Annotated in this window: 22 protein-coding genes; 9 read left to right on the forward strand and 13 right to left on the reverse strand. The window is 60.0% G+C overall.

Translation table 11 applies throughout. The features are described from left to right. Positions 1–57 precede the first annotated feature (57 nt). The 5 genes from nikA to RGV06_RS04445 are packed head-to-tail and all read left to right on the forward strand — an operon-like array spanning position 58 to position 4,971. A complete protein-coding gene (gene nikA, locus RGV06_RS04425; RefSeq protein WP_019822400.1) occupies positions 58–1,632 on the forward strand; it encodes a nickel ABC transporter substrate-binding protein in 1,575 nt (524 codons plus the stop codon). A gap of 3 nt (positions 1,633–1,635) precedes the next feature. Next, positions 1,636–2,577 carry a nickel ABC transporter permease subunit NikB gene (gene nikB / locus RGV06_RS04430; protein ID WP_019822398.1) on the forward strand — a complete coding sequence of 314 codons (942 nt, stop codon included), beginning with the start codon at positions 1,636–1,638 and terminating at the stop codon, positions 2,575–2,577. Continuing rightward, a complete protein-coding gene (gene nikC / locus RGV06_RS04435) occupies positions 2,574–3,419 on the forward strand; it encodes a nickel ABC transporter permease subunit NikC (protein ID WP_046810613.1) in 846 nt (281 codons plus the stop codon). The genes nikB and nikC overlap by 4 nt, the downstream gene beginning before the upstream one ends. Beyond that, positions 3,416–4,189 (forward strand): ATP-binding cassette domain-containing protein, encoded by a 774-nt coding sequence (locus RGV06_RS04440; protein ID WP_322149478.1) that lies wholly within the window; start codon positions 3,416–3,418, stop codon positions 4,187–4,189. Before nikC ends, RGV06_RS04440 begins: the two co-directional genes overlap by 4 nt. Next, on the forward strand, positions 4,186–4,971 hold the full coding sequence (locus RGV06_RS04445) for an ATP-binding cassette domain-containing protein (protein ID WP_322149479.1): 786 nt from the start codon (positions 4,186–4,188) through the stop codon (positions 4,969–4,971). Before RGV06_RS04440 ends, RGV06_RS04445 begins: the two co-directional genes overlap by 4 nt. A 63-nt stretch (positions 4,972–5,034) precedes the next feature. Here RGV06_RS04445 and RGV06_RS04450 read toward each other — a convergent pair whose 3' ends face one another. Further along, positions 5,035–6,135: a polyamine ABC transporter substrate-binding protein gene (locus RGV06_RS04450; protein WP_322149480.1), complete on the reverse strand. Its 1,101-nt coding sequence runs from the start codon at positions 6,133–6,135 to the stop codon at positions 5,035–5,037. Positions 6,136–6,137: 2 nt separating this feature from the next. Continuing rightward, on the reverse strand, positions 6,138–6,956 hold the full coding sequence (locus tag RGV06_RS04455; protein ID WP_019822387.1) for a carbon-nitrogen hydrolase family protein: 819 nt from the start codon (positions 6,954–6,956) through the stop codon (positions 6,138–6,140). A gap of 93 nt (positions 6,957–7,049) precedes the next feature. Between RGV06_RS04455 and RGV06_RS04460 the strand changes: the two genes are divergently transcribed. Both RGV06_RS04460 and RGV06_RS04465 read left to right on the forward strand, forming a co-directional pair. Beyond that, entirely contained in the window at positions 7,050–7,832 is a 783-nt protein-coding gene (locus RGV06_RS04460; RefSeq protein WP_019822385.1) for a response regulator transcription factor, read from the forward strand. A gap of 103 nt (positions 7,833–7,935) precedes the next feature. Next, complete coding sequence (locus tag RGV06_RS04465) at positions 7,936–9,675, forward strand: dipeptidase (RefSeq protein WP_322149481.1); 1,740 nt, start codon at positions 7,936–7,938, stop codon at positions 9,673–9,675. Between the two features lie 262 nt (positions 9,676–9,937). Here RGV06_RS04465 and RGV06_RS04470 read toward each other — a convergent pair whose 3' ends face one another. The 11 genes from RGV06_RS04470 to RGV06_RS04520 form a co-directional block, all read right to left on the reverse strand. After that, complete coding sequence (locus RGV06_RS04470; RefSeq protein WP_048351491.1) at positions 9,938–11,041, reverse strand: P1 family peptidase; 1,104 nt, start codon at positions 11,039–11,041, stop codon at positions 9,938–9,940. Between the two features lie 89 nt (positions 11,042–11,130). Next, complete coding sequence (locus RGV06_RS04475) at positions 11,131–12,231, reverse strand: polyamine ABC transporter substrate-binding protein (protein WP_019822380.1); 1,101 nt, start codon at positions 12,229–12,231, stop codon at positions 11,131–11,133. Between the two features lie 371 nt (positions 12,232–12,602). After that, positions 12,603–14,027, reverse strand: coding sequence for an FAD/NAD(P)-binding protein (locus RGV06_RS04480; protein ID WP_019822379.1), 1,425 nt, complete (start codon positions 14,025–14,027; stop codon positions 12,603–12,605). A gap of 180 nt (positions 14,028–14,207) precedes the next feature. Then, on the reverse strand, positions 14,208–15,137 hold the full coding sequence (catA, locus tag RGV06_RS04485) for a catechol 1,2-dioxygenase (RefSeq protein ID WP_198822421.1): 930 nt from the start codon (positions 15,135–15,137) through the stop codon (positions 14,208–14,210). Positions 15,138–15,179: 42 nt separating this feature from the next. Continuing rightward, the gene (gene catC, locus RGV06_RS04490) at positions 15,180–15,470 is read right to left on the reverse strand and encodes a muconolactone Delta-isomerase (protein WP_322149482.1); all 291 of its coding nucleotides are present in this window, start codon (positions 15,468–15,470) and stop codon (positions 15,180–15,182) included. A gap of 106 nt (positions 15,471–15,576) precedes the next feature. Next, complete coding sequence (locus RGV06_RS04495) at positions 15,577–16,695, reverse strand: muconate cycloisomerase family protein (protein WP_322149483.1); 1,119 nt, start codon at positions 16,693–16,695, stop codon at positions 15,577–15,579. Positions 16,696–16,730: 35 nt separating this feature from the next. Then, positions 16,731–17,492, reverse strand: a complete 762-nt coding sequence (locus RGV06_RS04500; protein WP_322149484.1) for a 1,6-dihydroxycyclohexa-2,4-diene-1-carboxylate dehydrogenase — start codon at positions 17,490–17,492, stop codon at positions 16,731–16,733. Positions 17,493–17,514: 22 nt separating this feature from the next. Then, on the reverse strand, positions 17,515–18,525 hold the full coding sequence (benC, locus tag RGV06_RS04505; protein ID WP_019822369.1) for a benzoate 1,2-dioxygenase electron transfer component BenC: 1,011 nt from the start codon (positions 18,523–18,525) through the stop codon (positions 17,515–17,517). A 70-nt stretch (positions 18,526–18,595) separates the two neighbouring features. Beyond that, positions 18,596–19,084 carry a benzoate 1,2-dioxygenase small subunit gene (gene benB / locus RGV06_RS04510; protein WP_019822367.1) on the reverse strand — a complete coding sequence of 163 codons (489 nt, stop codon included), beginning with the start codon at positions 19,082–19,084 and terminating at the stop codon, positions 18,596–18,598. Further along, a complete protein-coding gene (benA, locus tag RGV06_RS04515) occupies positions 19,084–20,439 on the reverse strand; it encodes a benzoate 1,2-dioxygenase large subunit (protein WP_322149485.1) in 1,356 nt (451 codons plus the stop codon). Before benA ends, benB begins: the two co-directional genes overlap by 1 nt. Before the next feature lie 186 nt (positions 20,440–20,625). Then, positions 20,626–21,582: an AraC family transcriptional regulator gene (locus RGV06_RS04520; RefSeq protein WP_019822363.1), complete on the reverse strand. Its 957-nt coding sequence runs from the start codon at positions 21,580–21,582 to the stop codon at positions 20,626–20,628. A gap of 189 nt (positions 21,583–21,771) precedes the next feature. On the opposite strand from RGV06_RS04520, the gene RGV06_RS04525 reads away from it, so the two are divergent. Together RGV06_RS04525 and RGV06_RS04530 are read left to right on the forward strand one after the other, a co-directional pair. Then, on the forward strand, positions 21,772–23,109 hold the full coding sequence (locus tag RGV06_RS04525) for an amidohydrolase (protein WP_019822361.1): 1,338 nt from the start codon (positions 21,772–21,774) through the stop codon (positions 23,107–23,109). Between the two features lie 618 nt (positions 23,110–23,727). Then, complete coding sequence (locus RGV06_RS04530; protein WP_019822358.1) at positions 23,728–24,057, forward strand: hypothetical protein; 330 nt, start codon at positions 23,728–23,730, stop codon at positions 24,055–24,057. Positions 24,058–24,088: the final 31 nt, after the last annotated feature.

Here is a 24,088-nt window from a genome sequence, read left to right on the forward strand (position 1 = left end):
AGACTTCATACCCAGCATCTGATCAGGCCAATAGCCATCAATTGAGGGAGAAGCAGTGTGAAGCAGTCACGGACTAAAAAACAGCTGGCTTTATGGATGATTGGAGCCTGCCTGAGCGCAGGCATCTCGACTGCCTGGGCCGCCGCCCCGGCACCCACGCTGACCTATTCATGGCCGACCAATGCTGGTCCGCTAGACCCCCGAGGCTATTCGCCCAACCAGATGTATGCCCAGGCAATGGTCTATGAACCCCTGGTGCGGTACACGGCACAGGGCACTCTGGAACCCTGGCTCGCAACTCACTGGACCGTGTCGCCGGACGGCAAGACCTACACCTTCACCCTGCGCGACAACGTAACCTTCAGTGATGGCAGCCCCTTCAACGCGAGTGCCGCCAAAACCAACCTTGATGCGGTGCTGGCCAACAGTAAGCGCCACCAGTGGATGGAGCTGGTCTCCACCCTTGAGCGCGTCGAAGCGCCGGACGAGCACACGTTGGTGCTGGTGCTGAAACATCCTTATTACCCGACCCTGATGGAGCTGGCACAAGTACGCCCGTTGCGTTTTGCCGCGCCAGACGCCAAGCCAGGCACGCCGGTGGGTACCGGGCCTTGGGTGCTTGCCCAAACCCGGCGCGGCGAATACGACCGCTTCGACCGCAACGAGCACTACTGGGGGCCGAAACCGGCCTATGACTCGGTACTGGTCAAGGTCATCTCCGACCCGGACAGCCGTGCCATCGCGTTGCAAACAGGTGAAATCGATCTGATCCAGGGCGCCGACGGCGAAATTTCTCCGGGGACCTTTGTGCGCCTGCGCGATTCGGGCTTCAAGGCTGCCATTTCCGCACCGCTGGCCACTCGCACCGTGGCCATGAACACCGGCCTGGCACCGACCAATGAGCTGGCGGTACGCCAGGCGATCAATCAAGCCGTGGACAAGGACACCATCATCGCCAAGGTGCTGCATGGCCAGGAACCCCGTGCCGATGCGCTGTTCGCCAGCAACATGCCCTATGCCGATCTTGGCCTCAAGGCATTGCCCTATGATCCCGAGCAGGCGAAAAAAACCCTTGAGGCCGCAGGCTGGAAAGTCCCTGCGGGCAAGAGCATTCGCGAAAAAGACGGCAAACCCCTGAGCACCGAGCTGGTATTTCTGGGCCCCAGCGCCCTGCAAAAAAGCCTGGCTGAAATCATTCAGGGAGAGTTGGCCAAAGTCGGTATCGAGGTCAAATTGCGCGCTGAAGAAGACGGCGCACTGGTCCAGCGCCAGCGTGAGGGCAAGTTCGGCATGATCTTCGCCGACACTTGGGGCGCGCCCTACGACCCGCACTCATTCGTCAGTTCCATGCGCTACGCAGGTCACGCGGATTACATGGCCCAGCGCGGCCTGCCGATGAAGGACGCCATCGACCATAAAATCGCCGAGGTACTGGGCGAAAAGGATGAAAAAAAACGCGCCGAAGATTACCGCGAAATTCTCACCACCCTGCACGATCAGGCCGTGTACCTGCCGATCTCGCACCTTACGGCCATCAGTGTCAGCGGTAAAAACGTCGACAACGTGCAGTTCGGCAGCACGTTGTTTGACGTGCCGTTCGAGGTCATGCACCCAACCACCGGGAAGCCATAAATCATGCTGCGCTATATCATCCTGCGGCTTGTGCTGCTGATCCCGGTGCTACTGGGGGTGTCGCTGATCGTCTTTGTCCTGCTGCATCTGGGCAACGGCGACCCGGCACTGGATTACCTGCGCCTGTCGCAGATCCCGCCGACCGACACCGCGCTGGCCGAGGCCCGCCACGCACTGGGCCTTGACCGCCCCCTGCCCGAGCAATACTTCACCTGGCTATGGAATGCCCTGCATCTTGATTTCGGCATTTCCTATATCACCGGGCGTCCGGTGCTCGACGACATTCTCTATTACCTGCCTGCCACCCTGCAGCTGGGCGGGCTTGCTTTGCTCACCACCCTGGTGATGAGCATTCCGCTGGGCCTGGCGGCGGCTCGCTGGAAAGGTCGCTGGCCCGATCAGGTGGTGCGTTTCATCACTTTTATCGGGGTGTCGATGCCCAACTTCTGGCTGGCATTTCTGTTGATCGCCTTGTTCTCTCTGTGGCTGGGCTGGTTACCACCGATGGGCCGTGGTGGCCCGCAGCATCTGCTGATGCCGGTACTGGCCATTGCATTAATGTCAATGTCGATCAACGCCCGTCTGCTGCGCGCCAGCCTGCTCGACGTGCGCCAGCACCGTCATGTGTTCTACGCCCGGGCCCGCGGCCTGAATGAGAAACGGGTGTGGCGGGACCATATCCTGCGCAATGCCTGGATGCCGCTGGTAACCGCAACGGGCATGCATATCGGCGAATTGCTGGGCGGCGCACTGGTGATCGAAACCATCTTCGCCTGGCCCGGTGTCGGGCGCTTCGCGGTCAGCGCGGTGCTCAATCGCGACTTTCCGGTGATGCAGTGCTTCACCCTGCTGCTGACCACGCTGCTGGTGGTGTGCAATCTGGTGGTGGACATCTGCTACGCCTGGCTCGATCCACGTACGCGTTTGTCGGGGGTGATGGCATGAGCGAAATAGCTGCGGCTTATACAAGCAAAAAACACGGCCTGCGCATCGGTTATGTACTGGTGGCCCTGCTGCTGGTGATGGCGTTGCTCGGCCCATGGCTGGCGCCTTATGACTCGACACTGGTGAATCTCGACGACCGTCTGCTGCCCGCCAGCGCCAGTCACTGGCTGGGTACCGACCATCTGGGGCGCGACGTACTCTCGCGCCTCATCGTCGGAACGCAACTGTCCCTGGGCAGCGTAGTACTGGTGCTTGGCCTGGTTCTGGTGCTGGGCGTGGTTATTGGCGGTATCGCGGGCATCGTCGGCGGCAAGGTCGACATGTTCCTGATGCGTCTTTGCGACATGTTCCTGACCTTCCCTACACTGGTGCTGGCGTTCTTTCTGATTGCCTTGCTGGGTACCGGCCTGACCAACGTCATCATCGCTATCGCCCTGTCCCACTGGGCCTGGTATGCGCGGATGGTGCGCGGCATGGTCCTGGCGCAGCGCAATCGCGACTATGTGCTGGCTTCGCAACTGGCCGGCGCTTCACGCCTGACCCGCCTGCGCCAGCACGTGATGCCCAACGTCGTGGGGCAACTGCTGGTCCTGGCGTCGATGGACATCGGCCATATGATGCTGCACGTCTCGGGACTGTCCTTTCTCGGTTTGGGCGTCAGCCCGCCGACGCCTGAATGGGGGGTAATGATCAACGACGCCAAGGAGTTTATCTGGACCCAACCGCAGCTTCTGCTCTGGCCCGGCCTGATGATTTTTATCTCGGTCATGGCCTTCAACCTGCTGGGCGATGCATTGCGTGACCGGCTCGACCCAAGCGTACTGGCGGAGATCAAGGAATGAAGCACACATTGACCATTCGCGACCTGACCCTCAAACACCAGCAACGCACCCTGGTTGACCGGGTGGAACTGACCCTCAAGGCTGGCCAGGTGCATGCGCTGGTGGGCGCCAGCGGTTCCGGCAAGTCTCTGACCAGCCTGGGCATCCTCGATTTATTGCCCCCCGGTGTACACAGCAGCGGCGCAACCTTGTTGCTGGACGGCATTCCGGTTGAAGCCGCGCACCTGCGCGGCCGCGAAGTGGCGCTGGTGTTGCAAAACCCGCGCAGCGCCTTCAACCCCGTGCGTTCATTACGCCAGCACGCACTCGAAACCTTGCAGACCCGCGGCCTGGGAGGCGCAGAGGCCGAGCAACTGATCCAGACCACCTTGCACGAGGTCGGCCTGCACGATGATCAACGGGTGCTCGACTCATTCGCCTTTCAACTGAGCGGCGGCATGCTGCAACGAATGATGATTGCCCTTGCGCTGCTGGCCGACAGCCGTTTTTTGCTGGCCGACGAACCCACCAGTGATCTGGATGTAGTGGCCCAGGCCCGCTTTCTCGACCTGCTCGAGCGGCTGGTGGAACAACGCAACCTGGGCGTGCTGCTGATCACCCATGACATGGGGGTGGTCGCGCGCTGCGCCGACCGGGTGAGCGTCATGGCCAACGGGCGGATTGTCGAGCATGCCGGTGTGCATGAGCTGTTCAACGCACCGCACAGCAAGGAAGCGCGCACGCTGCTGGCGGCGCATCACTCATTGACCCTGGAGGGCTGCGCGCCATGAGCTTTATTCAAGTACGCGACCTGAGTCACGGTTACAACGCTGGCGGTTTTTTCAGCAAACGGCATCGAGTGCACGTGCTCGACGGATTGAATCTGGACCTGGAACAAGGCCAGAGCCTTGGCCTGCTGGGGGGCAGCGGCAGCGGCAAAAGCACATTGGCGCGCCTGCTGATGGGCCTGGAAAACGCCGATCAGGGCAGCATCGTGTTCAATGGCCAGCCGCCGTTTTTGCAAAGCGTGCAGATGGTATTCCAGGACGCCCTCAGCGCCTTCAACCCCCAGCGCAGCATTGGCTGGAGCATTGCCGAGCCTCTGCGCCATCTCAGCACAATGTCTACCGAGTCGTGCAAGGCCCGGGTTGAACACCTGTTGCAGCAGGTCCAGCTGGAAGCCAGGGACATCGACAAACTCCCCGCGCAACTGAGCGGCGGCCAACTGCAGCGCGCCGGTATCGCCCGAGCCATGGCGATCGGGCCGCAACTGATTATTCTCGACGAAGCCCTGTCCAACCTTGATCGGGTGCTGCAAGTGCAAATTCTGGATTTGCTGGCACAAATACGGCGTGATTCGGGCACAGGCTTTTTGCTGATCACCCATGATTTGAGCCTGGTGCAGCGTTTTTGCCAGCGGGTGGTGGTATTGGCCGAAGGCAAGCTGGTGGAGGACATGCCCGTTACCCCGCAGATGCGCTTTACCCACCCGGCAGCACGGACCTTGCAAGAAGCAGTGCTGCCGGCAATGCCGAGGGCGAGCAAAGTCTATCGCGAGACGGCGATCCTGTAGCACTCCTGTGGGAGCGGGCTTGCTCGCTCCCACCGTGATGATGAAGCTCTGGTTTTGTGAGGCTCACGTCCCGCTTTTAACCTTGCTCCATACCCGTGTCCGTACCCGCTCAAGTTTCAGGGGCAGCGGCTCAAGCGGGAACAGCGTCTGCATGACGTCCTTGCCGGGGTAAATCTCCGGATTGTCGCGGATCTTTTCGTCTATCAGTGCCCTGGAGTCCTGATTGGCATTCGGGTATTTGAGATAGGTAGTGGTCTGCGCAATGACTTGCGGGCGCAGCATGTAATTGATAAATGCCAGGCCCTGTTCGGGGTTGGGAGTTTCCTTGAGCAGGACCATGCTTTCGACCCAGATCGGCGCGCCTTCACGGGGGATGCTGTAACGGATGTTTCGACCATTGCCGGCCACTTGGGAGGCGGTCTTGGCGTCCTGCACCCCGCCTGCCCAACCCACCACCACACACACGTTGCCATTGGCCAGGTCGGTAATGAATTTGGACGAGTCAAAATAGCGAATGTATGGGCGCAACGTCAGCAGCAATGCCTCCGCTTTCTGGTAGTCCTCAGGGTTGGTGCTGTTGTAGGGCAGCCCCAGGTAATGCAGGGCGATTGGGATGATTTCACTGGGAGCGTCCAGCATCGCCACGCCACACTGGCTGAGCTTGCTCAGGTTCTCGGGCTTGAAGATCAGGTCCCAGGAATCGACCGGCGCATCCGCCCCCAGTACGGCCCTGACCTTGTCGACGTCATAGCCCACCCCCGTGGTGCCCCACAGGTAAGGCACGGCGTAGCGATTACCCGGATCGTTACTCTGCATCTTGGCCAGGATGTCCGGGTCCAGGTGTGAGCGATTGGGCAACTGCGCAGGGTCCAGCTCCTTGAGCACCCCGGCCTTGATCAGGTTGGGCAGCAGATCCCCGGTGGCCACGACAACGTCATAGCCACTGCGCCCGGCCATCAGCTTGCTTTGCATCACATCGCTGTTATCGAACACGTCGTACATCGAGCCGATTCCAGTTTCGGCCTTAAAGTTTTTCATCGTGTCGGGGGCAATAAAGTCGTACCAGTTGTAGATGTTCACCTGCTGTTCAGCCGCAACCGCGCTCGCGAGGCTACAACTCAACACCGCGGCCAGGGCCAGGCGCATACCGTTTTTATTTTTCATGTTCAGGCTCCGATCAACAGTTCGCGACGACCGTCTGCATGTTCGAGCTGTGTGCCCGACAGCAACAAACGGCGATCCTTGAGGTAGTCGTAATCACGGCGGGCAGCCTTCAGCTGATCAAAATCCAGCGCCACCACCTGGCGATTTTCTTCGCGCCCGGCTTCAACCAGCACCCGCCCAAACGGGTCGACCGCCATACTGCCACCCGCAAACACCAGCCCGTCGTCCCCAGCTCCTACGCGGTTGACCATCACGGCGAATGCCTGGTTTTCCTGGGCGCGGGCCATGATTGCCGTGCGGTGCACAGGGCCATAGGGATCCATGTTGCCGTTGGTGACGATGATCAGTTCGGCCCCCAGTTGCGCCAGGGCCCGGCTGGTTTCCGGCAGTTCGATGTCGTAACAGATCAGCAGACCAATCCGAACGCCCTGCCACACAACGGTGGTAAAACGGTCGCCGGGGCAGAAGTCGCCACGCTCCGAGGGCCAAAGATGGGTCTTGCGGTACTGCAGCGTGATCCCCTCGGGCGTCACCAGTACCGAGGTGTTGTAGAACGTGCCCTCATGGACCTCGGCAATCCCGACCACCACACCGACACCACGCTCCCGTACGGCCTGCAGCACAGCGTGCAGAGTCGGACCGTCCAGGGGCTCGGCCACCTGCGCCAGCTGTTGGCCGCCGACAAATCCGGTCAAGTGGGTCTCGGGAAATACCAGCAAATCCGTATCGCCAGCGCAGGTGGCGATGGCATTCAGTGTGCGCGTCAGGTTATAAGCGGTGTCGCCGTCACGGCCAGCCAGTTGCACCAATTCAATGTTCATCTCGGATCCTTGTACCCAGGGATGAGCCGAGTATGGTGCGCGGCACAGCGCCAATAAATGACTTCGATGGGGTAACACCCGGTGGGTAGTGAGATGAATCTGACGTTGCAGGATGTGGCTTGGCACGACGCAATGGGCCGGGTGATCGAAACCCTCGACCAGTCCAACTTCTGGACGGGGCTGGTGCGTTTGCTGGGCCGTTATGTGCCCGTGGACAACTGGGTGGTGCTTGTTTACAGCGCGGGCAAGCCGCAGGTTCTGGCCGAATCCCCCGGGGAAGACGGCGGCATGGACTCGTTGTTCCAGGACTACCTCAAGGGCCTGTACCTGCTGGACCCGTTCTATATTGCCAACCGCGAATCACCGAAAAGCGGGTTGTTCCGCTTGCAGGACGTGGCTCCGGAATGCTTTGAGCAGACCGATTACTATCAGCGTTACTTTCGCCTGAACATCGTCACTGACGAAGTGCATATCAATGTGCAACTCGACAACGAACGCACCCTGAGCCTGTCACTGGGCAGCCAGTGCCGGTTCAGCCTTGAGCAGACCGCGTTGCTGGGGCTGGTGCAGCCTTGGGTGGCCGCACTGATGCGCCAGCGTCTGATCTTTGAACGCGAGCCGCGGGAGGCGCCCGAGCTGACTCCCAACTGGCAAAGCCGCCTGGAAGCCGCTACTGAACAGTTGAGTACACCCCTGACCGCGCGAGAAATGGAGGTGGGCCTGCTGCTGCTCAGCGGCTGCTCGAACAAGGAAATCGCCCGAAAACTGGCAATTTCTGCAGAGACGGTGAAGGTGCATCGCAAGCACATGTACAGCAAGCTGGGAATCAAGTCACAGTCCGAACTGTTCTCGCTGTTTTTACAGGCGCAGGAATAAAAAGCACCTACCGTTGCACTTCCTTGCAGTGTAAGTTTAGAAATGTTTTGTTTCATTCATCCCACATTTCTACCCAACTGACTGCAAAGGAATGCCCAGCACAATGGATTTTTCACTTAAGCATCTGGCCGTCGCAACCATGATGATGGCCAGCCTGTCTGCGTTCAGCAACGCTGCACACGCCGCCATCACACCGCAACAGAGCGCGGTTATTCTCAAGACATTCAGTGGCACTTCAGCCACTGATTTCAGGGAGTTCCTGAGCGGTCTGGCCAAGAGCGATCTGGCCAGGACCGACAACCTTGAGCAAACCATCAACGCCTACCTCGATAACCAGGCCCTGGCACCTGAACAACAGAACGAAATCTATCGCCTGCTGGGCCTCTACACGCGGTTGAAGTATGGCAGTGAAGCCACGCAAACCCTGCGTGAGCTGGTTGCGATCCCGACCGTCAACGTGGACGGTGTGCCCACGTACGAGAACCCTCAGTTCATCAAGATTGCCGACAAGATCAAGGGCCTTGCCCAGGCCTTCAACCTGAACTTTCGCAATGTCGACAACCGCGTTTACGAAATTACCCTGCAAGGCAGTGGCGATGAAGTCGTCGGTATTCACGCCCACGCCGACGTAGTGCCCGTGACCCCGGAAAACTGGGTGTTGAAGGACGGAACCCGACTCGATCCGTTCAAGGTCACCCTGATCGGTGATCGCATGTACGGTCGCGGCACCGAGGATGACAAAAACGGCATCGTGGTGGCCATGTACGCCATGAAAGTGATCAAGGAAGAGAAGCTGCCACTGGCGAGGAACTTCAAGCTGCTGATCGACACCACCGAGGAAACCTCCGGTGATGCCATCCCCTATTACTTCGAAAAAAACCCGGTCCCCAATTACAACCTGGCGCTGGATGGCGGCTATCCGGTAGTGATTGCCGAGAAAGGTTACGGCACCGTCATGGCCAGCTTTGCACGGCGTAACGCCGAGGGTCAGGGCGCTGAAATCATCTCGCTCACGGGCGGCATGGCAACCAACCAGATCCCTTCGACCTCGGTCGCCACCCTGATCACGGACAAGCCTGCAGAACTGGCCGCTGAATTGAATAAGGCCGGGGCGCAATACGCTAAGCGCAACGGCGGTAATTTCGAAGTGAATGCCAAGGTGGTCGGCAAGGATGTAGTGCTGACCGTCACGGGCGTGTCTGCGCACTCCTCTGAGCCCGAGTCCGGGGTGAACCCAGTGGCAAGGATGCTGGATTTCATCAGCAGCGTTGACGGCCAGATCGCCCTTAAACACAACCACATTACCGACGCGGCTCACTATGGCGCCGAGAACTGGGGGCTGGACTACGAGGGTGGCAAGTTGGGGATTGGCTTTGCCGATGCGTTCATGGGCCCGATGACCACTTCACTGACGTTTGTCGGGCTGGACGACAAGGCCCTCAAGCTTGCCGTCAACCTGCGCGTGCCCAAGGGCAAGTCCCCGCAAGAACTCAAGGCGCAAATTGCCGAGAAGCTGGATGCCTGGAGCAAAAGCAAGCACGTTCCGGTGACGTTCGACTACAGCATCGCCGAACCCATGTACCGCAACCCCGAAGGTGAATGGGTCAAGGCGCTGCTGGCCGTAGCCAGCGAAAACCTGGGCATGGAACACACCTTCGGCACCTCGGCGGGTGCTACATCGGTTCATGAACTGCCTAACGGCGTGCAATTCGGTCTGGCCATGCCCAACGTCAAATACACCGGGCATACCGACAACGAGTTCAAGACGGTCGAGCAGTTCATGCTGGACTTGCAGATCGTCACCGAGATGATGGCTCGCGTCGGGCAATTGCCCAAGCTGTAAGGGAAACGCCACAAAACCTGTGAGAGCTGGCTTGCCTGCGATGCATATGACGCGGTTTATTTGAACGATCGCGGTGATGCCTTCGCGAGCAGGCTCGCTCCCACAGAATCTTCAGCACCTACAGAATCCGAGCCTTGCAGGGATTTTTGTGGGAGTGAGCCTGCTCGCGATGCAGGCGACGCGATCTGTCTGGGCTACTGCGGCGATACCATCGCGATCAAGTCGAATAGTCGCACTGCCGCTCCTACAGGTTGGATTCGAGTCAATCCGCAGGCTTCCAACCCACCTGCTGCAACGCCGCAAGCAATCGCTCAGGCTTGAGCGCCAGCACCGTGTTGCCACAGCCTGTCAGGTCATCAGCGCCGAGCATGGCATTGAGAATGGCTTCTTCCACTGCATCGGCCGCTGCCACAAACAGTGGCGAGATGTAGTCGTTATTGACCATCTGCAATGCCGTTGTCGGCTCACCCGGATGACCGAAATTGGCCGCCGGCAAGTTGTTGTTGCCCACCGCAAAGGCAATGAAAATATCGCCGCTGGAGTCCTCGGTTCCTCCCCCCACCCGCGCCAAGCCGACACTGGCACGCTGTGCAAGACGGGTGCACTGATGGGGCAACAAGGGCGCGTCGGTAGCAATGGTAATCACGATCGACCCCATGCCCGGCACGCCGACATTGACCCCGCTTTTGAAGGGCGATGGCACGTCATCCAGCACCGTGCCGACCGGGTAGCCGCCCACCCGCAAGGCTTCACGCACGCCGTAGTTGGCCTGCACCAGTGCCCCTACCGTCCAGCCCCCCTGCTCCGGGCTCAATACCCGTGATGACGTGCCGATCCCGCCCTTGAATTCGTGGCAGATCATTCCGGTACCGCCCCCGACGTTGCCCTCTGCCACAGGCCCGGACTCGGCCGCTTGCAGGGCAAGTTGCAGATGCTCGGCAGTCACGTGCTGGCCCCAGATATCGTTCAACGTTCCGTCGTAGGTCTCCAGCACCACGGGCATGCACCAGTAGGTATGTTGCTTGCCCATCTCCCGCTCGGCAGCCACCAGCGCATCGCGAACCACGCCCACACTGTGGGTGTTGGTATAGGCGATGGGCGAGGTCAGCAAACCCGCCTCGCGAATCCACTCCAGCCCCGTGGCGTCGCCATTGCCATTGAGCACATGCACACCCGCAAAACACGGCTGCAAATGGGTGGCTCCGGCCCGCGGCTCAATCACGGTGACACCGGAATGGATGGAAACCCCATCGGTTTCAACATTGAGGGTGTGATGCCCCACTCGCACACCCGGTACGTCGGTGATGGCGTTGTACACGCCCGGGGTACCTGAACCGATAGTGATGCCAAGCTCTCGGATACGCATGGTGCTGTTCTCGTCATTCGATTAAGTGCCCCCAGTTTAGGAACCCGGCAGGCACTTGACGATAACCCCCATTCACTACCCCTGAGGGGTTACTTGTCCGACTTGATGCTGGTCCAGACCCGGGTGCGCACCCGTTCCATTTTTTGCGGCAGCGGTTGCACCACATACAGAGACTTCAACGCCTCGCTGGTCGGGGTCAGGTTCGGGTTGCCGGTGATGTCCTTGTTGATCAGCCCCAGCGAGTCCTTGTTGGCATTGGGATAACCAAGAAAGTCGCTGATCCCGGCGATAACCTTGGGCTCCAGCAGGTTATTGAGAAACTCGTGGGCTTCTTCGACATTTTTCGCGCTTTTAGGGATGGCGAAGGTGTCAAACCAGATCGGCGCGCCCTCTTTGGGCAAGCGCCAGTCGACCACTACACCGTTACCCGACTCTTTGGCGCGATTGCCGAACTGGTAGAAGCTCCCTGAATAACCGATGGCCACGCAGATGTCGCCATTGGCGATATCAGTCATGTACTTGGCCGAGTTGAAGTAGGTCACGTAGGGACGGATCTTGAGCATCAGCTCCTTGGCTTTTTCATAATCGGCCGGATTCTGGCTGTTGGGGTCCAGGCCCAGATAGTGCAGCGCCAGCGGCAGGATTTCCGACGGTGAATCGAGCATGGCCACGCCGCAGGATTTCAGCTTGGCCATATTCTCGGGCTTGAACACCAGATCCCAGCTGTCCACCGGGGCATTTTCGCCCAGCGCGGCCTTGACCTTGGCCGGGTTAAAGCCGATCAGCACCGTGCCGTACATGTAAGGCACTGCGTACTGGTTGCCGGGGTCGTTGGTGTCCAGCAACTTGAGCAGGGCCGGGTCCTGATGCTGCCAGTTGGGCAGTTTGGACTTGTCCAGTTTCTGAAATACGCCAGCTTTGATCTGGGTATCGAGGAACTGGTTGGACGGCACCACCAGGTCATACCCCGAGTTGCCTGTCAGCAGTTTGGCTTCAAGGGCTTCGTTGGTGTCGAAAGAGTCCCAGGTCACCTTGATGCCCGTCTGTTTGGCGAAGTCCTTGGGTACGGACGGCAAGATATAGTCCGCCCAGTTGTAAACCCGCAACTCGCGCTGCTCGGCATGTACGCCGCCGGCCAGCAGCGTCAGCCCGCAAACAGTGGCGCCCAGTAAGCATTTCAGAGTGTCCATGGATCAGTTCCCCAGGTTCGGCGTGAGATCGATAGTTGTTATGTTCTGTACACGGCAGAGGCCTGCAGAAGGCCGAGGGTAATGACGAAAGGATTTGTTGTTATTTGAGTGGTGGGGTTGATTCTTGCCGACAGCCAGAACCGATCACAGAGGGAGGCAGGCCAAAAGGGGATTTATATGGCCATTGTGCGTGTCCGATTCTATGTCCGGGACGCAGATTCAGGGGCTAACACTAGATCTGTAGGGGCTTGCTTGCCTGCGATGCTGACGACGCGGTCTTTGCGCCGTACCGGGTAGATGCCATCGCGAGCAAGCCCGCTCCCACAGGGATTTGTGCCAGACAGCGGATGCAGCCGACGCGGTCTGTCAGGTCAAAACTCTACAGCCAACCGATTGGCCAATGCCTTGGCTTGTAGTGCAACGTCCGTCACCGCAGTGCTTTCCCACCACATGCCACGCAACGGCGGGCCCATCGCAAACAGCTTTTGTCCCGGCTCGCCGTCGGCATTCAAAACCGCTCCGCCCGCGTCAGCGGCAATGCCCAGCCCCAGGTTGCCGGGCCGTATCAACCCGCGCTGCAGCAGTTGCCGGGGCAAGGCTTTATCCACCCGGCGCCAGTCATACTCAATGCCGGTGGAGTTGATCAGCCCATCCCCTTCTACCCACACCGCTTCAGTTTGCCCACGGTAACGCAGACGAATTCGAAGGCCGGCACTGTCTACACCTTGCATGGACGCGGCACGCACCGTCAGCCGACCTTCCTTGAGCAACCGCTCCAGCAAGGCATTGCCCTGGGGCGGCGAGCGATGGTGATGGCTTTCCCACCAGGGCCGCACATGACGCACAAACTGTCGGCGCTGTGCGTCGCTGGCCTGGCTCCACAGCCGGGCGATATGCACCCGCACAGTGTCCAGCGGCGCCTGCCAGTCGATGCCCTGCTCCAGGGCCAGCGCACATTGGCGACGCAGTTCGCGCAGCAGTTGCAAGGGGCTGCGCAGATCCGGCGCCAGGGACAAAAAATCCTCCCAGGCTGGCGGCTGGCGGCGTACATGGGGCAGTAGTCCGTGACGCGAATAGACCTCAATAGGCCCGCGATGCCCGGCCTGATTCAAGGACTCCAGGGCATCGACCATAGTCAGCCCCGAGCCGATGATCAGCACCCGGGCATCCGTGGGCAGCGCTCGTAGTGCGTCGACATTCCAGGGGTCCAGTGCTGCTGCGTTAAGGCCGCTGGACTCGCGCTGGGCAGTTCGGGCCGCCGGGAACATGCCCGTGGCCAGTACGGCCGCAGCGGCCTGCCACTGGGCACCGTCCTTGAGCGTTGCCCTCACCCCCTGTTGGAGGGTTTGCAGGTCGATCACTTCATCACGCACATGGATCAGGCTTGAGCCATTGGCCTGACCGATGATCAGTGCTTGCGCCAGGCGCTGCTGGGTATACAAACCAAACAGCCCCCGGGGCGGGAATAATTCACTGACCGGCACATCCTGGGTACCGGACTCGGGCCAGCCGCCCTCATCAAGATGGGCCTGCAGCCAGCGTGTCAGGTCATCGGCATCGTCCGGTTCGATACTCATGCGCGCCGCATTACCGTTCAGGGTATGCCCCAGTTCGGTGGCGCTATAGGCTTCGCCCCGGCCCAGTTCGGGCCTGGGCTCCACCAGCACGATGCGCCGGGCGCCGGGTAAACGCAGCAGTTGCATGGCTAACAAGGTGCCGCTCAGGCCACCTCCGACAATCAAAACATCGGCCTCACGGATGGCAGGAGTTGCCTGTCCGGTTTGCGGCTCACTCATGGTTACTCACTCATTCTTGGATTTATTAAGCGCTGAACGCAGGATCGATCGCCAATCCTGCGTTCAGCTCCCCCGCTGTGTCCAGCACCGGGGTTCAGGCCCGTTGTTTTTCCTGGGCGCGATTAAGCTCTCCCAGGTTGCGGTAGCCAGGCCAATGAGCTTTTACCAACTGTTGCTGGGCTAGCAGCTCTCCTGCAACGCCCGCGGGCGATGGCTGCGCAACTCGGCTGCGGGGGCGGCGGCCTGCTGCAGCTGGAAGTCGAATGCAAGCTCGGCATAGCGCCCCGTCACATCACGGGCGCCATCGTCGCGAAACTGCACCTCGCCGACCAGACCTTCACGGGTGGCATAGGCAAAGTCATCCCACAGGTACTTTTCGCCCGACAGGTTGATCTGCGTGGTCAGATGCCGGTGGCCAGGGGCCGAGATAAAGAAGTGCACATGGGCCGGACGCTGGCCGTGGCGCCCCAGCAGATCCAGGCATTCCTGGGTCGGCCCCTGTGGATCGCAGCCGTAGCCCGATGGCACGATACTGCGGGCGCGATAGCGACCTTCGGCATCCGTGATGATGCGCCGACGCAGGTTGTACTCAGACTGGCTCTGGTCGAAAAACGAATAGGTGCCCTTGGTGTTGGCGTGCCACAGGTCGACCGTGGCGCCAGCCAGCGGCTTGCCCTGGGTGTCGAACACCTGACCTTCAAGGAACATCACGGTGGCAACACCCTCTTCACTGCCGTCGTCCATCCGTGCGTGCCCTTCGGACAGCGGCGCACCGGCCACGTACAGCGGGCCTTCGATGGTACGCGGAGTGCCGCCGACCTGACCGGCCTGCTCATCCTTGGCGTCCTGCAACAGGTCGATAAAGTGCTCGATGCCCAGGCCTGCTACCAACAGACCGGCTTCCGAGCGGCCGCCCAGACGGTTGAGGTAGTCCACGGACTTCCAGAATTCGTCCTCGGTGATTTCAAGGTCTTCGATGATTTTTGCGCTGTCCTGCAGCACACGCAAAATGATGCTTTTGAGGCGCGGGCTGCCGTTGTCGCTGCCAAAGCCGGCGGCTTCTTTGAAGAAGCTCTGGATACCGTCAGTGTGGGAAATTTTCACGGTCATGGGGCTCACCTTATCTTGTTCTTGTGCGAGGGAATGAAGGGGTTAGCGGTCGTCGTCATGGATCGAGGACGGGTGGCGGCACAGCCCTTCGATCTCGATGTCCATGTACGGAAAAAGCGGCAATTGCAGCAGGGTGTCGTGCAATGCCTCGACGCTGGCCACGTCGAATACGCTGTAGTTGGCGTAATGCCCGGCAATGCGCCACAGGTGGCGCCACGTGCCTTCCTGTTGCAGGCGCTGGGCCAGTTCCTTTTCGTCGGCCTTGAGCGTCGCGGCCTTGGCCGGGTCTATGTCGAGTGGCAGGTTTACGGTCATTTTTACGTGGAAAAGCATGGGGTTCTCCTTGAAGAAATAGGGGAAGAGGCTGTGGGAGCGAGCCTGCTCGCGAAGACGTCGAGGCGCCTGCATCGCGAGCAGGCTCGCTCCCACAAGGTTTGGTTCAGCGGCTGAAGCGCGCCAGGCGCTCTTCGTCCAGCGTCAAGCCCAGGCCCGGGGTACGCGGGATGTGCAGTTCAAAATCGCGGTACTGAGGTGCCTCTGTCACGATGTCTTCGGTCAACAACAGTGGCCCGAACAGCTCGGTGCCCCAGGTCAGTTGCTTGAGGGTGAGGAACGCATGGGCCGAGGCCAGCGTGCCTACCGAGCCTTCAAGCATGGTGCCGCCGTACAGGGCGATCCCCGCTGCCTCGGCAATCTGCGCAGTACGCAGCACGGCGCGTGGGCCGCCGTTTTTGGCGATCTTGAGGGCGAATACGCTGGCCGCGCCGTCAGCCGCGAGGCTGAAGGCGTCCTCGACACTTTCGATGGATTCGTCGGCCATGATCGGCGCCGGACTGCGCTGGTTCAGGCGCATCTGGCCCGAGCGGTTGACCCGTGAAATCGGCTGTTCAATCAGGTCGATACCGTTGTCACCCAGCACCTGACAGCCTCGGATGGCCTGGGACTCGTCCCAGTACTGGTTGACGTCGACGCGCACGCTGGCCCGGTCGCCCAGGGCCTTTTTAATGGCGAGCACATGCTTGAGATCCTGCTCCAGCGGGTTGGCGCCAATCTTCAGCTTGAAGATCCGGTGACGGCGCACATCCAGCATCTGCTCGGCTTCGGCGATATCGCGGGCGGTGTCGCCACTGGCCAGGGTCCAGGCCACTTCCAGGCTGTCACGTACCCGACCGCCCAGCAGCTCGCTGACCGGCAGCCCCAGGCGCTTGCCCTGAGCGTCCAGCAACGCGCTTTCGATCCCGGACTTGGCAAACGTATTGCCTTTGGCAATCTTGTCCAGGGTCTGCATGGCGGCATTGATATTGTCCGCAGGCTTGCCCACCAGCATTGGTGCCAGGTGCGCATCAATGTTGGCCTTGATGCTTTCCGGGCTCTCGTACCCGTAGGCCAGGCCGCCGATGGTGGTGGCTTCGCCGATGCCTTCGATACCGTCGCTGCAACGCAGGCGCAGGATCACCAGGGTCTGCTTGCGCATGGTATGCATCGCCAGCGTGTGCGGGCGGATGGTGGGCAGGTCGACGATCAGGGTCGTCAGGCTTTCAATCAGGACTTGGTTCATTTCAGTGTTCCCGTCAGGTACTTGATACCGGCCCTTCAGCCGAGGTCGCCGCCGCCGACCGGCAGGGTTACGCCGGTGATATAGGAGGCTTCGTCGCTGGCCAGAAACAGGATCGCGCCGACCTGTTCATCGAGGCTGGCGTAGCGTTTCATCAGGCTGCTGTCCAGGGTCTGGTCGACGATTTGCTGGTACCAGATTTTCTCGTCGGGCGTCGGCTGGGCTTCATTGCGCGCAATCCGGCGCGGCGGTGCCTCGGTACCGCCCGGTGCGGTGGCGTTGACCCGAATGCCGCGCTCGGCGTTCTCGAACGCCAGGCAGGCGGTCAGTGCATTCACCCCGCCCTTGGCCGCGCCGTAAGGCACGCGGTTGACACTGCGGGTGGCGATTGAAGACACGTTCACGATCGCACCATGGCCCTGTTCCAGCATGTAGGGCAGCGCCGCATGGCAGCACCACAGGGTGGGGAACAGCGAACGGCGTACTTCGGCCTCGATTTCTTCGACCTGGTAGTGCTCGAACGGCTTGGCCCAAATGGTGCCGCCCACGTTATTGATCAGAATGTCGAGACGGCCGAAGGTTTTTACCGCCTCAGCCATCACCCGAGCGCAGTCGGTGTATTGCTCAAGGTCGGCTGTCAGGGTCAGCACGCCCTCGCCCTGCAGCTCGAACACCAGCTCGGAGCGGTCCACCGCGATGACCCGTGCGCCTTCAGCCAGCAAGCGTTCACACACACGGCGGCCGATGCCTTGGGCAGCGCCGGTGACCAGCGCGACCTTATTGTCGAATCTGTTGTTCATGGCAACCTCGTATAAAAAGGAATCAAGCGGCAGCGGCGAATTTTTCGTAATAGAAATTGGCCGGTGTAATGCCTTGTTCGCGGATATAGAGGTTGACCGCCTCAACCATCGGCGGCGGGCCGCACAGGTATACGTCGACATCGCCCTGGTTCAGGTGGCATGGCTCGATATGCTGGGTGACGTAGCCCTTGAGCGGGTGCTGGCTCTGCGGGTTGGCCACGCAGGCACTGAAGCTGAAGTTGGCAATGCGGGCGCTCAAGGCCTGCAGCCGATCCAGTTCAACCAGATCAAAGTCGTTGCTCACGCCATAGATCAGATGCACCGGGTGCGGGCTGCCCTGCTCGGCGATTTTTTCCAGCATTGCGGTAAACGGTGCCAACCCCGTGCCTCCGGCCAGCAGCAACAGCGGGCGCTGGATCTGGCGCAGATAGAAGCTGCCCAGCGGCCCGGCCAGGGTCATGCTGTCACCTGCCTTGGCAATGCCGGTCAAGAAGGTGCTCATCAAACCGCCCGGCACATTGCGAATCAGAAAGCTGACCTCGCCATCCTTTTGCAGCGTGCTGAAGGAGTAAGCCCGCGACTGATCGCTGCCCGGTACGTTCAAGTTGACGTACTGACCCGGCAAGAAAGCCAGGCTGCTCAGAGACTCGCCCTTGATCGACAACGCGATCGTGCTCTCGGACAGCTGGCGCACATCACTGATGCTGGCTTCAAAACTGGCCTGCTGGGTCTTGCACACCGTCGAAGATGCGGGCACACGCAATACGCAGTCGCTGGCGGCACGCATCTGACAGGTCAGCACGTAGCCCTGCTCAACTTCATCTTCGCTCAGCGCGTCTTCGATGTATTCGTCGCCCAGCTCGTAGGTTCCGGCTTCGGCAAAGCACTTGCAGGTACCGCAGGCACCGTCGCGGCAGTCCAGCGGGATATTGATGCCCTGGCGGTAAGCCGCGTCGGCGACGGTTTCGTGGCTGTTGGCTTCGATAAAACGGGTAACGCCGTCTTCGAAATTGAGCGCAATTTGAAAGCTCATAATGTACCTCGCAGGCAATGCCGGGCCGCAGGTGCCCGCAGGCACCTTCAAGCACGCATCACAGCGTTGATCAGATGTGGTAGATGTCGATGACCTGACGCACGTAGTCGTTCTTGAGCACTACTTTTTTGGCCTTGATCAGCGGCTGGGCGCCGCGCAGGTCGAGGGTGTAAAAGCTGGTGCCGAAGTAGCTGTCGGTGGTCTTGTAGCGAAAGCTCAGGGTGTGCCAGTTGAAGCGCACTTGGCACAGCCCGTCGGCCTCTTCGACGATCTCGATATTGCTCAGATTGTGCGAGGTGCGGGTGTCGGGCATGGTCGCACTGGAGCGCTCGGTCTTGATCCGGAACACCCGGTCTTCCAGGCCGCCACGGCTGCCGTACCAGATCAGCGAAATTTCGCTTTGCGGGTCTTCGGTCAGGGTGTCGTTGTCGTCCCAGCACGGCATCCAGAAGCTCGCATCGGCGGCGTACAGTTCCAGCCATTGATCCCACTGGCCGTCGTCCAGGTAACGCGCTTCGCGGTACAAAAATTCGCACACCATCCCATAGAGGCTATTCATTACACGGCCTCCAGAGGAATCAGCTCAGGCTCGCACGCCGTGGCCTTGAGCATGGTTTCCTGCCAGTACTTGTGTTGCAGCACAAACAGGCCTTCGTCTTCGGTACGAACACCGGACAGCAGGGGCTTGAGGTCGATTTCTTCGGCGCCGGCATCGGCACCTTCGATCCAGTGCTCGGCGCCGCGTGACATATCGTTCCAGCCACGACCCGCGCCGTAGCCGGTCTGGCAGGAGCGGAACTCTTCCAGGTCATCCGGGGTGGCCATGCCGCTGACGTTGAAGAAGTCTTCGTACTGGCGAATACGTTTGGTGCGCGCCTCGCTGCTCTCGCCCTTGGGCGCGATGCAGTAAATGGTGATCTCGGTCTTGTCGACGGAAATGGGCCGGGCGATGCGGATTTGCGAACTGAACTGATCCATCAGGTAGACGTTGGGATACAGGCACAGGTTGCGCGAGTTTTCGATCATCCAGTCGGCGCGGGCCTGGCCGAAGTCGCGGGACAGTTCGTCGCGGCGCTCGTAGGCCGGGCGATCCTCGGGGTTGGCCCAGCGGGTCCAGAGCAGCAAATGGCCGTGGTCGAAAGAATAGAAACCGCCACCGCTCTTGGCCCAGCTACCGGCGCTCATGGTTTTGATTTCTTCGCCGGCTTCACGCAGGGTGCGCTGGTTTTGGGTGGCAGCGTAGTTCCAGTGCACAGAACTGACGTGGTAGCCATCGGCGCCGTTTTCGGCGGCGAGCTTCCAGTTACCTTCGTAGATATAGGAACTGGCGCCGCGCAGTACTTCCAGGCCATCGGCGGACTGGTCGACGATCATGTCGATGATCTTGGCCGACTCACCCAGGTGTTCGGCCAGGGATTTGACGTCGGGATTGAGGCTGCCAAACAAAAAGCCGCGATAGGACTCGAAACGGGCAACTTTGGCCAGGTCGTGGGAGCCTTCGCAATTGAAACCTTCGGGGTAGCCGGCCGCGCTCGGGTCCTTGACCTTGAGCAGCTTGCCGCTGTTGTTGAAGGTCCAGCCGTGGAACGGGCAGGTGTAGCTGGCACGATTGCCGGTCTTGTGCCGGCACAGCATGGCGCCGCGATGGCTGCAGGCGTTGAGAAAAGCATTGAGCTCACCGGCCTTGTTGCGCGCGATAAAAATCGGCTGGCGCCCCATGGTGGTGGTCAGGAAGTCGTTAATGTTGGGGATCTGGCTCTCGTGGGCAAGGTAGATCCAGTTGCCCTCGAAGATGTGGGTCATTTCGACTTCGAAGAGATCAGGGTCGGTGAACATCTCGCGCTTGCAGCGGTAGATGCCCTTCTCCTTGTCGTCTTCAAGCATGGCATTCAAGTAATCGATTCCCAGGGACATGGCCGGGGCCTCCGTTGTTATTATCCAGGCCCGGTCAGGTTAGAGCGTCGATTCAAGGAGCAATATCCGTTTACTGCGGATCGCTATCCGATTACTGCGCAAAGGGGATGTTTCAATCGTGGGAGCGAGCCTGCTCGCGAAGCGCATTCACGAGCAGGCTTGCTCCCACAGTGGGGAGGGGGTATTTCAATGCCGGCGCTTGAAGGTGCTCGAAGGCAGCTCGCCGAACTGCAAACGGTAGCTTTCGGAAAAACGCCCCAAATGTAGAAAACCGTAATCGAGTGCCAGTTCGGTGAGGCTGCGGACCCTGCAACTCGGGTCGCTCAGGCAGGCGTGGATACGCTCAAGCTTGCGTTGGCGGATGTACTGCAAGGGGGTGACGCCCAACTGGCGTTCGAACAGGGTGTACAGCGAGCGCGGACTCATGCGCGCCTGCGCAGCCAGGTCCTCAGCACTGAGCTCCTGCTTCAGGTTGCGTTCGATGTAATCGAGGATGCGCTCGATGCTGGCATTGGGTGAAGTCAGGGATTCACGGGTGATGTTGGTCTGCATCAGCGTCAGCAACTTGCTGCCGACAATCTGGGTGTAGTGCTCTTGTACCCGCAGTAACGGGTCACTGGCCTCCGACTCCAGGCACACCATCCCCAGCAAGCCGAGAAACCCTTCCAGCTCATCGAGCCGGTAGTGATTGCGCATGAAGCGCACACCGCCCGCAGGTCGTCCCCAACGCTGCTCGTCGCAAATGGATTCGAGCACGTTGACCGGTAATTTCAGGATGAATTTTTCACAGTCCTGGGAGTACGTCAGGTCGACCGGGTCGTCGGGATTGATCAGCAACAATTCCCCCGGTACCAGATGGTGTTCACGGGTCGGACCACGCCACAGGCAATTGCCGCTCAGCAGCACCTGCAGGTGAAAGATGGTCTCCAGCGCAGGCGAAGTCACGCGAACACTCCCGCCATAACTGATGCGACACAGATCAAGTTCGGCGAATTTTCGGTGATTGAGGCTCGCCAGTGGTCGTGTGGTTCTGGAGAGACCAATACAGTGCTGGCCAACATGCTGGTTCACATAATCGGAAACGGCATGTGGGTCTGCATGTCTGAACACACTACTGCGCTCACTCAGCAGGTGGCTATCCATCGGCAAGGTACTCGGTGTTGTCATTTTTATGGGTGTCACGTACGCCAGAGTAGGCACGGTCATGATTGCAGATCAATTGGACCCTTGACTAATGTTCGATAATCGAACGGTTTTAGCCGACCGGCTGAGCCACTTCGGTTGACGACGACATAACCTGTGCGGCTTAGACCAACAATATAGAGAAGATCAATGTTCCCCCGCCTAAGCCCTGCCCCTTTGTACCTCGCGCTGGTCAGCGCACTGACTGCCACCGCCAGCCAGGCCGCTGACCTGAGCTGGGTCGATCCCGCCGTCGCCTCGGTCAACTCACAGGTTATTTCGCTGCGCCATACCATTCACCAGAACCCGGAGATGGGCAATCAGGAGTTCAAGACCGCTGCATTGGTCGCTGAACAGCTCAAGAGCCTGGGTCTGGAGGTGCGCACCCAAGTGGGTAAAACGGGGGTGGTGGCCGTGCTCAAGGGCGCACTGCCCGGCCCGGTCATGGCCCTGCGCGCGGACATGGACGCGTTGCCGGTCAAGGAGATGACCGGCCTGCCGTACGCCAGCAAAGCCACCGGTACGCGTCTGGGCAAGACCGTGCCGGTCATGCACGCCTGCGGCCATGACACTCACACCGCCATGCTGCTGGGCGCCGCCAGGGTGCTGGCCGAACACCGCGATCAGGTCGCGGGCACGGTGGTCTTTGTGTTCCAGCCCGCAGAAGAAGGCGCGGCGGACGTGGACGAGTTCGAGTCAGATACCTTGATTGGCGCCCAGGCAATGATTCGCGACGGCGCACTGGACTCGCCCAAGGTCGAAGCCATCTTCGGCGTTCACGTCATGGCGGGTTATCCCACCGGACACCTGTATTACAAGGCAGGCACCGTACTCAACAGCAGCGACGGCTTTCGCATCATCGTCAAGGGCAAGCAGACTCACGGCTCAGCACCCTGGAGCGGCGTTGATCCCGTGGTGGCCAGTGCAGGCATCATCAACGGCCTGCAGACCCTGGTCAGCCGGCGCGCCGACCTCACCCAGGGGATGGGCGTGATCAGCGTCGGCACTGTCAATGCAGGTTCGGCGGCCAACATCATTCCCGAAACCGTGGAAATGACCGGCACCATCCGCAGTAACAGCGCTGCGGTGCGCGACACCCTGCTGCAAAAAATGCCGCCACTGGTACAAGGCATCGCCAGCGCCTATGAGACCGAAGCCAACCTGCTGCTGGTCAACCATGCACCGGTCACTACCAACAATCCGCAACTGACGGCCGCCATGATCCCGGCACTCGAACTGGCAGCCCCGGGCAAGGTGCAACGGCTGGAGGCATCCCTGTCCCCAAGCGAGGACTTCTCGTATTACGCCGAAAAAGTGCCAGGTTTGTTCGTCTTTTTGGGGGCCACGCCTGAAGGACAGGACATGAGCAAAGTGCCGAATAACCATAGCCCCTACTTCACCGCCGACGACGCGACCCTGGCTACGGGTGTGAAGGCGCATGTGCAGTTTGTAATGAATTATCCGGGCCGGGATCGCAGCAGCCTCTAACCCCCCGCTAGATCTCTGACTGACCGCACTGATCGGGCCGACTCCCACCGCACCTCGTCGGGAGTCAGGCCGCATGTGCCCGCGCCTGCGGGCTCCTTGTGATCCAGACACTCCGCCACCGCGCCATGCTCGCCCGAACCCGAAAGTGCCTGAGGGGGATGACCGGCATACTGAAAACCGACCTGCCAGTCACATATGTAGTGCGCAAAAATAATCACTACATATGTATTGACGACACGATTTTCCCCCAGCATTATGCAGACGTCTTCCCCACCGGAAGCGCTGGAAAGGGTTGTTGCAAGCATGTCCGACGAGCTGTCGGGCTGTTCCGGGATAGGTACTGCCCACAAGGCAGAATTGATGAAGCTGACCTGGCTTGATCGTCCGCGTCAAAGACGACAGAGGGGCTTCAAGAAGCTTGTGGTTGATGCGTCATGTCACCCTGGCATCCTGGTTTACGCTGCTCTCCCTCGCTTTACGCTCTTTATGTAGTGTTATGTTTTACGACTACATATGACGAACTCAAGACAGATCTGCTTTAGATGGACACTACGTAGCGCTGCAAATGCAGTTGCGCGAATCAATTAGACAGATCAACGAGTGGTCAAGGAGTTAGCTATGAACCTGAATAACCAACCGACTGTTAATGAGCTGGCTCGACTCTTCGCCGCCCAGAAAGACACGCTGAACGACCACATTCTGTGGATCAGTGACGCCGGTGATGTTCGTATCGATGCAGTGACTTCGTGCAAGGAAGAAACCAGTTTCGAGGAGGACCGTCCACAGATGCGAGCCCACCTCAAAATGTACCGCCGTGGCCAAGGCTACGTGGGCAAGAAGGCTGCCGCCGATAACGACTACATGGCGCGTGTCCTGCAAACCTTGACCCTGACTTGGGAAAAGGCTCAAACCGAGCCAGCACTGGTCAAAGTTAACAGCTACAGCTGATAACCTGCTGCTGTAACAAAAAGCCCCGGAC

The organism is Pseudomonas sp. CCI3.1, from assembly GCF_034313985.1.
GTDB classification, from domain to species: domain Bacteria; phylum Pseudomonadota; class Gammaproteobacteria; order Pseudomonadales; family Pseudomonadaceae; genus Aquipseudomonas; species Aquipseudomonas psychrophila.